The sequence below is a fragment of the Streptomyces sp. NPDC054840 genome (genome assembly GCF_053611065.1).
Map to the genome: position 1 here is coordinate 1 of NZ_JBSGZP010000547.1, position 5,151 is coordinate 5,151.

5 protein-coding genes are annotated in these 5,151 nt (G+C 70.8%); all 5 read right to left on the reverse strand.

Translation table 11 applies throughout. From position 1 onward, the window contains the following. Window positions 1-34: 34 nt before the first annotated feature. Entirely contained in the window at window positions 35-703 is a 669-nt protein-coding gene (locus ACWGIU_RS29225) for a class F sortase (protein WP_453710756.1), read from the reverse strand. Further along, window positions 696-1,292, reverse strand: a complete 597-nt coding sequence (locus tag ACWGIU_RS29230) for a hypothetical protein (RefSeq protein WP_453710758.1) — start codon at window positions 1,290-1,292, stop codon at window positions 696-698. The genes ACWGIU_RS29225 and ACWGIU_RS29230 overlap by 8 nt, the downstream gene beginning before the upstream one ends. 124 nt (window positions 1,293-1,416) lie before the next feature. Continuing rightward, window positions 1,417-2,196, reverse strand: a complete 780-nt coding sequence (locus tag ACWGIU_RS29235) for an HAD-IIA family hydrolase (RefSeq protein ID WP_453710760.1) — start codon at window positions 2,194-2,196, stop codon at window positions 1,417-1,419. Window positions 2,197-2,309: 113 nt separating this feature from the next. Continuing rightward, complete coding sequence (locus ACWGIU_RS29240; RefSeq protein WP_453710762.1) at window positions 2,310-3,827, reverse strand: alkaline phosphatase family protein; 1,518 nt, start codon at window positions 3,825-3,827, stop codon at window positions 2,310-2,312. A gap of 232 nt (window positions 3,828-4,059) precedes the next feature. After that, the gene (locus ACWGIU_RS29245; protein ID WP_453710764.1) at window positions 4,060-5,136 is read right to left on the reverse strand and encodes a 2-aminoethylphosphonate ABC transporter substrate-binding protein; all 1,077 of its coding nucleotides are present in this window, start codon (window positions 5,134-5,136) and stop codon (window positions 4,060-4,062) included. Between the last annotated feature and the right edge of the window lie 15 nt (window positions 5,137-5,151).

Below are 5,151 nucleotides of genomic sequence, written 5' to 3' on the forward strand. Positions count from 1 at the left end.
AGCGAGAGCTGCGAGGGGCTTCTTCGTTTCCCGCTCAGGCCGCGGTGCCCGGCGCGCTCGGGCGGGCGCCGACGCCCGTCAGGTAGGCGGAGACCACCACGTTCGCCGTGTACTCCTTGGCCGCCTTGTCGTACCTGCCCCCGCAGGTCACCAGCCTCAGCTCCGCGCGACCCCGTACCCGCTGGCCGTAGGCCTTGTGCGCGTCGAAGGACGCGCGCTCGTAGACCCGTACGTCCTCGACCGTGAACTCGGCGACCGAACCGTCCGTCCGCACCACCCGCACCTTGTCGCCCCGCTGGGCGGAGCTCAGGCCGTAGAACACGGCGGGCTTGGAGCGGGTGTCCACGTGTCCCACCATCAGCGCCGTCCCGGCCGTCCCCGGCTGGGTGCCCCGGCCCCACCAGCCCACCGTCCCCGGCTGGTCGTACGGGGGCGGCTCGATCGCCCCGTCCTTGTCCAGGTCCCGGGAGATCACCGGGGCCTGGATGCCTATGGAGGGCACGTCGACGCGCTGGGGCGGGGCCGCGGCGAGCGGGGCGTGCGCGGCCGGCAGCCCCGGACCCACCGTCCCGCCGGCCTGGCCGGCGGGCGGGGCCGGCGCCACGGTGAGCTGGCGGCCCCACAGCCACAGGCCGAGCACCAGCACCGCCCAGGCGACGAAGGTCAGCAGCCGGCCGCCCGCGAAGGCCTTGTCCTCACTCACCGCTGCGGCGGCGGCGCAGGGCCAGCGCCCGGCCCGCGACGGCCAGGGTGGCGACCGCGGCGAGGACGGCGCCGATCACCGTGTGCGGCAGCCCCGGGCCGCCGGCGCCGTGGGCCTTCTTGGCCTCCTGCGCCGCCAGTTCCGCGGACATGCCGCCGCCGCCCGCGTGGACCGGCCATACGGGACTGGGGTGGTGGGACGGGCGGTACGGGGAGATCTGGACCGAGCCGCTGATCTTCTCGTGGCCGTCGCACATCACCCGGACGGAGTGCCGGCCGGGCGAGACGTGCGAGCTGATCGTCGCGTGGCCGTAGAGCGGACTGCGGCCGCCGTCCCGGCCGTAGAGGTCGGCGTCCGACACGAAGGCGGCGGACTTGGCCGCTCCGCGGGTGCCGTCACAGCCCTGGACGCGCAGCTTGACCTGCGCTCCGGGGTGAGCCGGATTCGGGTCGACCGTGACGCTGCCGCGGTTTCCGCGATCACCGCGGTCCTCCTCGCCCGCGAGGGCGATCGGCGCGGTCACCACCGAGAACGCCGCCAGGGCGACGGCCATCGCGGTGGCGCGGACAGCGATCGGAACACTGCGCATGATGAACCTCCTCGACAAGGAGATTCACGCGCGGCGCGCGGTCGCGCATCCGGAGCGGCGCCGTACGTGTCGGCCGTACGCCCCAAACGCGGTAAGTCCGTTCGGCCGTACGCCGTATCCGCTGTCAGACCAGGTCGACCAGGTCCGCGATCGAGGCGACCGTCCTGGTGGGGCGGAACGGGAACTTCTCGGTGTCCTGCTCGGTGGTCAGGCCGGTGAGGACGAGGAAGGTTTCCATGCCCGCCTCCAGACCGGCCAGCACGTCCGTGTCCATCCGGTCGCCGATCATCGCGCTGGTCTCCGAGTGCGCGCCGATGGCGTTCAGGCCTGTACGCATCATCAGCGGGTTCGGCTTGCCGGCGAAGTACGGCTTCTTGCCGGTCGCCTTGGTGATCAGCGCGGCGACCGCGCCGGTGGCCGGGAGCGGGCCCTCGGTGGAGGGGCCGGTCTCGTCGGGGTTGGTGCAGATGAAGCGTGCGCCCGCGTTGATCAGCCGGACCGCCTTGGTCATCGCCTCGAAGCTGTACGTCCGGGTCTCGCCCAGGACCACGTAGTCGGGCTCGTGGTCGGTCAGGATGTAGCCGATGTCGTGGAGGGCGGTGGTCAGGCCGGCCTCGCCGATGACGTAGGCCGTGCCGCCCGGACGCTGGTCGTCGAGGAACTTCGCGGTGGCCAGCGCCGAGGTCCAGATGTTCTCGACGGGCACTTGCAGCCCCATGCGGCTCAGGCGGGCATGGAGGTCGCGGGGGGTGTAGATCGAGTTGTTGGTCAGCACCAGGAAGGGCTTGCCGGACTCGCGCAGCCGCTTGATGAAGGCATCGGCGCCGGGGATCGGGGTGCCCTCGTGGATGAGGACCCCGTCCATGTCGGTGAGCCAGGATTCGATCGGCTTGCGCTCTGCCACTGGACTGTTCTCCGCTCTCGGTGACCTGTGACCTCTGGTCTGTACCACCCTATCGGGGCGGGGCTGTGGACGTCCCTGCCGTCCACAGCCCGGACCCGGAGGGCGGGGAGCGATCAGCTCAGCCGGACGTTGTCGACGGTCCAGAACCAGTTGTTGTCGCCGCTGTAGCGGAAGCGGACCTGCACGTCGGTGGCGCCGGCCGGGACCTGGAGGGCGAGGGACTCGGCCTTGGCGACGGCGTCGGCGGTGTAGGTCTTCACCACGGTCGGGGCGGCGCCGTTGTAGGAGACCAGGACCTGCGCGCTCTGGCCGGCCTCGTGCCGGTAGTGCGTCTGGTACGTCAGATTCCGCGTGCCGGCGCCGCCGACCGCCCACTTGGGGGTGACGAGCGTGGAGTCGAAGGTGCCGGTGTGGCTCTTGTCGTCCCATTCGTCGGAGTCGGCGACGGCGAAGACGTCACGGGAGCGGACGTTCAGCTCGCGCCACTGGTCGCGCTGAGACTGGCTCCAGAACTCGTCGGTCGCGAAGGCCCAGCCGGCCCATTCGGTGACTCCGCCCGTGCCCATCCTGGAGTTGTCCACGGACCAGCCGGCGGGCGGGGTGTGCGTGAAACCCGTCACCCCGGCCGGGATGCCCGTCTCGTCCACGCGGGCCCGCAGGTTCGGACGCAGGGTGTCGAAGGGGTCGTCGTCCGGGGCGTTCAGCGGGACACCGTCGAGGCCGGAGGCGCTGACTCCGACCTGGGCGAGCACGGTGGCGGCGACGTCGGCCAGCCGCACGTCGGCCCGTACGGAGCCGGCCGGGATGCCCGCACCCTTGGCGATGACGAAGGTGCCCCGCTCCTGGAGGGTCGAGCCGCCGTGGCCGCCGGAGTCGGTGTGGCCGTGGTCGGTGGTGACCAGGATCTTCCAGTTCTCCTGGGCGTACGTCGGGCGGTTCCTGACGGCGGTGAGGAGCTGGCCGACCAGGGTGTCGACGCGGGCGATGGTGTCGAGGTACTGCTGGCCGGCCGCGCCGTAGGAGTGGCCGGCGGCGTCGATCTCGCCGAGGTAGACGAAGGCGGCGTCCGGATTCCGGTCGCGCAGCTCGGCGGCGGCGGCCGCGGCGATCTTCTGGTCCTCGGTGCGGTAGCCGTCGCGGTCGCCCTTGAGGGAGAGGCGCTTGTCGACCTTCGAGGAGAAGATCGGGCCGTTCTGGTCGGTGGAGGTGATGGGCTCCCAGTCCGCGGCCGCGTACGTGTTGAGCGCCGGCTTGGCGTTCTCGATGCGGGTCAGGAAGTCCGGGTAGGCGGCGTAGTTCTTGCCGGTGAAGGAGTTGTCCTTCACCCCGTGCTTGTCGGGCCAGACCCCGGTGGCGACGGTGGACCAGCCGGGGCCCGAGGAAGTGGCGGCCAGCGGGGCGGCGTAGAGGGTGCTGCGGGCGGTCAGACCCTGGGCCATCAGGCCGTTCAGGTGGGGCGCGTCGGCGGCCTTGACACGGTCCAGGACCGCGCCGTCGATACCGATGACGAGGACCTTGGCGGTGTTGGCCGCGGCGGCGCCGGCGGGGGTGGCCAGGGCGGTGGCCGCGATCAGGGCGGAGGTGACGGCGGTCGCGGCGATGGCACGACGTCCGGGCAGGACAGGGGACACGTACTCCTCCTGGGAGCAAGTGAGCGGCGAAAGGAGCGGGGGGGTGTTTCGATGTTCCGGTGTGCGGCGTTCCGTGGTCCGGTGTGCGGCGTTCCGTGGTCCGGTGTGCGGCGTTCCGTGGTCCGGTGTGCGGCGGGTCCGGACCGGAGGTGCGGTCTTCGGTCCGGGGGACCCCCAGGCAACGGTCACTCTGCCGGTCGGGGGTGGCCAGGAAGTAACAGGAAGTAACCGGTCAGCTTCCGGTTGCCGACTTCCACGCGTCGACGTAGCCGGTGAGGTTCTTGTCGATGTCGGCCCAGTTCGGCTCGAAAATCTCCACGCCCGTCATGAGCTGGGTGAGTTCGACGGCGTTGGCGTCGGTCGGCTTGACGTCGGTGCGCGCCGGGAAGCCGCCGCCGACCCCACTGACCTGCTCCTGGGCCTCCACACTGAGCAGGAAGTCGAGGAGCTTCCTGCCGTTTTCGGTGTGCGGGGCCCTGTCGACCAGGCCGGCCGCGTACGGCAGGGCGAAGCTGGTGGGCTTGCCGCCCTCCTTCGCCGGGAACCAGATGCCCAGGTTCGGCATGGACTTGGACTGCGCGAAGTTCATCTGGACGTCACCGTTGGCCACGAGCAGCTCGCCCTTGTCGGTCTTGGGCGCCAGCTTGCTGGTGGAGGAGGACGGGCCGACGTTGTTGGCCTGGAGCTTCTTCAGGTACTCCATCGCCGGTTCCTTGCCGCCGAAGTCGTGCATCGACTTGATGAGCACGGCGGTGCCGTCGCCCGCGACGCCCGGGGTGGAGTACTGCACCTTGCCCTTGTACGTGGAGTCCAGCAGCTCCTCCCAGGTCTTGGGGGCCTCGGCGAGCTCCTTCTTGTTGTAGACGAAGCCGAAGTAGTTGTTGACGACCGAGGTCCACTTGCCGTCGGCGGCCTTGTCCGCCCCGTTGACATGGTCGGAACCCTGCGGCCGGTAGGACTGGAGCAGGCCCTTGCCGTCGGCCTGCTGGATGAAGGGCGGCAGGGTGATCAGTACGTCGGCCTGGGTGTTGGTCCTCTCGCGGACGGCGCGCTGCACCATCTCGCCGGAGCCTCCCTCGACGTACTTGACCTCGATGCCGGTCTTCTTGGTGAAGTCGGCGAAGACCTTGTCGTACCAGCCTTCGCCCTTCTCGCTCTTGAGGCCGTCGGCGCTGTAGACGGTGACGATCTTCTCGCCGCCCTTCGAGTCGGCGGCGGAGGAGCCGCCACCGCAGGCGGCGAGGGAGGCGGCGAGGGCGAGGCCGCCGGGGACGGCGGTGGCGGCACGGAGGAGTCTCTGGCCGGTCATGGAACTTCCTTAGGG

Coding starts and splice junctions, on each gene's coding strand:
- ACWGIU_RS29245 (WP_453710764.1), bottom strand. CDS start 5,136: ATGACCGGCCAGAGACTCCTCCGTGCCGCCACCGCCGTCCCCGGCGGC.
- ACWGIU_RS29230 (WP_453710758.1), bottom strand. CDS start 1,292: ATGCGCAGTGTTCCGATCGCTGTCCGCGCCACCGCGATGGCCGTCGCC.